The sequence below is a fragment of the Variovorax sp. P4_D9 genome, from assembly GCF_056401695.1.
The window spans coordinates 1-3,175 of record NZ_JBFUIU010000947.1 but is presented as its reverse complement, the minus strand read 5'-3'; the positions used below and the strand labels follow the sequence as shown (position 1 = coordinate 3,175).

6 protein-coding genes and 1 pseudogene are annotated in these 3,175 nt (G+C 63.4%); 5 read left to right on the top strand and 2 right to left on the bottom strand.

Translation table 11 applies throughout. From position 1 onward, the window contains the following. On the top strand, positions 1–1,093 hold a 1,093-nt coding region (locus tag AC1DY5_RS48850; RefSeq protein ID WP_478121537.1), incomplete at its 5' end, for a peroxidase family protein. On the opposite strand, the gene AC1DY5_RS48845 is transcribed toward AC1DY5_RS48850, so the two are convergent. Continuing rightward, the gene (locus tag AC1DY5_RS48845) at positions 1,090–1,263 is read right to left on the bottom strand and encodes a hypothetical protein (protein ID WP_478121536.1); all 174 of its coding nucleotides are present in this window, start codon (positions 1,261–1,263) and stop codon (positions 1,090–1,092) included. The genes AC1DY5_RS48850 and AC1DY5_RS48845 overlap by 4 nt on opposite strands. 243 nt (positions 1,264–1,506) lie before the next feature. Between AC1DY5_RS48845 and AC1DY5_RS48840 the strand changes: the two genes are divergently transcribed. The 3 genes and pseudogenes from AC1DY5_RS48840 to AC1DY5_RS48830 all read left to right on the top strand — a co-directional run. Further along, a complete protein-coding gene (locus tag AC1DY5_RS48840) occupies positions 1,507–1,737 on the top strand; it encodes a hypothetical protein (RefSeq protein ID WP_093102713.1) in 231 nt (76 codons plus the stop codon). 40 nt (positions 1,738–1,777) lie between these two features. Next, positions 1,778–1,957 (top strand): hypothetical protein, encoded by a 180-nt coding sequence (locus tag AC1DY5_RS48835; protein WP_478121535.1) that lies wholly within the window; start codon positions 1,778–1,780, stop codon positions 1,955–1,957. 22 nt (positions 1,958–1,979) lie between these two features. Next, positions 1,980–2,307, top strand: a pseudogene (locus AC1DY5_RS48830) (site-specific integrase); the annotation flags it as partial. A gap of 145 nt (positions 2,308–2,452) precedes the next feature. Here AC1DY5_RS48830 and AC1DY5_RS48825 read toward each other — a convergent pair. Beyond that, the gene (locus AC1DY5_RS48825) at positions 2,453–2,719 is read right to left on the bottom strand and encodes a hypothetical protein (RefSeq protein WP_478121534.1); all 267 of its coding nucleotides are present in this window, start codon (positions 2,717–2,719) and stop codon (positions 2,453–2,455) included. Between the two features lie 204 nt (positions 2,720–2,923). Between AC1DY5_RS48825 and AC1DY5_RS48820 the strand changes: the two genes are divergently transcribed. Continuing rightward, positions 2,924–3,091: a hypothetical protein gene (locus AC1DY5_RS48820; protein ID WP_478121533.1), complete on the top strand. Its 168-nt coding sequence runs from the start codon at positions 2,924–2,926 to the stop codon at positions 3,089–3,091. Positions 3,092–3,175: the final 84 nt, after the last annotated feature.

Genomic DNA, 3,175 nt, shown 5'->3' with positions numbered 1-3,175 from the left:
GCTGACCACCGATCTTTCACTGCGCTTCGACCCTGCCTACGAAAAGATCTCGCGGCGCTTCCTCGAGCACCCCGAGCAGCTTGCCGACGCGTTTGCGCGTGCCTGGTTCAAGCTGACGCATCGCGACATGGGCCCGCGCTCGCGCTACCTCGGCCCGGAAGTGCCCGCCGAAGAGCTGATTTGGCAAGATCCGATTCCGAAGGTCGACCATCCCCTGATCGATGACAAGGACATCGCGGCGCTCAAGACCAAGGTGCTGGCCTCGGGCCTGTCGGTGTCCGACCTGGTGCTGACGGCCTGGGCCTCGGCCTCCACCTACCGCGGCTCCGACATGCGGGGCGGCTCCGACGGCGGCCGCATCCGCCTCGCGCCTCAAAAGGACTGGGAAGTCAACGAGCCGACCAAGCTGGCCAAGGTGCTCAAGACGCTGGAAGGAATCCAGAGCGAGTTCAACAAGGCGCAATCGGGTGGCAAGAAGGTCTCGATGGCCGACCTGATCGTCCTGGCCGGCTGCGCCGGCGTCGAGCAGGGGGCCAAGAACGCCGGTCACAACGTGACGGTGCCCTTCACCCCTGGCCGCATGGACGCGTCGCAGGAGCAGACCGATGTGCAAGCCATGGCGGTGCTCGAGCCGGTGGCCGACGGCTTCCGCAACTACCTCAAGAAGGACTACAACGTTCCCGCCGATGCGCTGCTGATCGACAAGGCGCAGCTGCTCACCCTGACCGCGCCCCAGATGACGGTGCTCGTGGGCGGCATGCGCGCGCTGGGCGCCAACGTCGGTGCCACCAAGCACGGCATCTTCAGCCAGAAGGAGCACACGCTGACCAACGAGTTCTTCGTGCGCCTGCTCGACCTGAACACGACCTGGAAGGCTATGCCCGGCGAGAACAACCTGTACGAGGGAGTTGAACGCAAGACGGGCGAGCGCAAGGGCAGCGCGACGCGCGTGGACCTGGCCATCGGCTCCAATTCAGTGCTGCGCGCCCTGGCCGAGGTCTACGGCAGTTCGGACGCGCAGGAGAAGTTCGTGAAGGACTTCGTCACGGCGTGGACCAAGGTGATGAACCTTGGCCGCTTCGACATAGTCTAGACAATCCTCGCGGTTGCCGATTCGCGCGGGTTCTCGGCGACGCCATCGCATGCAACGCCGTGGTGCTGGGCCTTCGCCAACTGGACCTTGAGGAGGCCAACGAACGTTGGCCTCCTCAAGCGCAACCTGCCGATCTCCAGGCCGAAGCTATGCCTGGTCGCGATTTTCATGAACAAGATGGTCTTGCCTGAAGGCGCGCTTGATGGGCGGCACGCAGCCGCCTGAACTCTCGGGGTGATCGCATTTTCAGGGCTCGCCCATTGCCACGGGCCCCTGCCGGCCACGAGCTGCCGTTCGAGGCCGGCGACTAGTTCGGGCGCTTTCCGACGATGAAAGCACGCCTTCGTCTTTGCCCTCCTCCTCCCGAGGGGGAGCAGTGCTACGCTATGCAGACAGGCGCGCAGGAGACAACGATGACGGCCAGCTACGTGGAAATACAAGGCGCCCAGGCGGATATTGACCTCTGGGATGGGTTGATCACGGATCAAAACGCCCTCATCGGCGTCATGATGCAGAAGATGTCCCAAGTCGGATGCACGGATGCAGCATGGCTCGACGAGCGAATCACGGAGGCGGAAAGTATCGAGAATCGCTTGGTCGTCGGACTCGACCGCGCCCAGCGCCGATTACGGGCATTGATCTAGACATCCCGAGTACTCGATTCAAGCGGCCCAACGTCCGGGAATGCAGGTCGGCGGATACACCCCCGAACTCACCGCCGCATGCGAGCGCGTGCTGTTCATTCTCCTGCGCGGTTTCGGCACGTTGAAGGAAGAATTGCGCCTCATCGGCGGGCAGGTGCCTCAGTACTTGGCGCCAGCACAGGACGGCGTGGTGCCTGCATCGGCGGGAGCATCCGGTTGATATCGTCCTTGACCTCCAGGACGCTTGGCTGAAGGCGAGCGGGATCACCTCGGGCCCCCTTTTCCGCCGGATCCACAAGGGCGGGAAGCTCGGCGAAGACGGCCTTCCGGGACGGCCATCAGCGACATCGTCAAGGCGCGATGTGCGCTCTCGGGCGTCAGGGACGACTTCTCAGCCCACTCGCTGCGCTCGGGGTTCGTCACCGAGGCGGGTCAATGCAAGAAACGATGGCCATGACAGGCCATCACAGTGCGGACACGGTGACGGGCTACTCTCGGGCTGGCGCCGCCCAGGTGAGCGCGGTCGCGCGGATGATGGATTCGGGGAGGCGCGGCCCGACGAAAAACTGAATCTGACTGGGCTGTCGTAGCCTGGCAAGCCACAACGGCCGCTCCAGCTGTTCCCACCGCTACGCGACGTGACCTACGAGTTCGAAGCGAACTTCAATGGCACAACCACCGAGCAACTGGAGGTCCCCAACTACCCCGCCCCACCTCAAATGTTGTCGCGGTGCATCCAGGCAACCAGCAGGGCGGTCAGTGCCGCACCCCCTGCGGCAGCGACCAGTACCGCTCGAATGGGTTGCCTGATTACACAGCCGCGGATCACGTTCAGGACGTGATCGACCTGCTCCTGCACTCGCCCTGCACTCAGGGGCATCTGTGCGGACGGCAGAGTTTTAGATATCACCTCCGCGTCGTCGACGACCGTGCTGCTTTCATCCGCAACGGTTGGGGTCGCGCCGAACTCGTTCGAAATCATCGAAGATCTCTCTTGCTGGGCCTGTAGCGATCAACGTGCATGTCATGCGACATGCAGCATGATAGTGAATCATGGCCGCCAAGGTCCAGTCAAGTGGCAGCACAGAGCGATGTGCGATGCAATAGAGTGGCTGGCGCAGAGTGACCTGGGCAGCGAAGTCAGTATCGTCGTACCATCCGACCCTCGCATCCTCCGGAGGCCGCCATGCCCGACGACAACGCGAAATTCGACAAGGAAGCCCTTTCCCTGATCGAATCCCTCAAGGGACGGCGAAAGCCGGCCAAACGCGCTCCACGGAAGGCGGCGGCCCCGCGGGAAAAAGCAGCGGACAAGGAGAAAGTCGTCGCACGGCGGGCGGCAAATCGCTTTTAGCGTCCGAAATCGTCCATGCGACGGGAGCGGGTCAATGTGCGCCGAGCAGATCTACGCCAGCGGCGACATCCAGCACACCGCGCT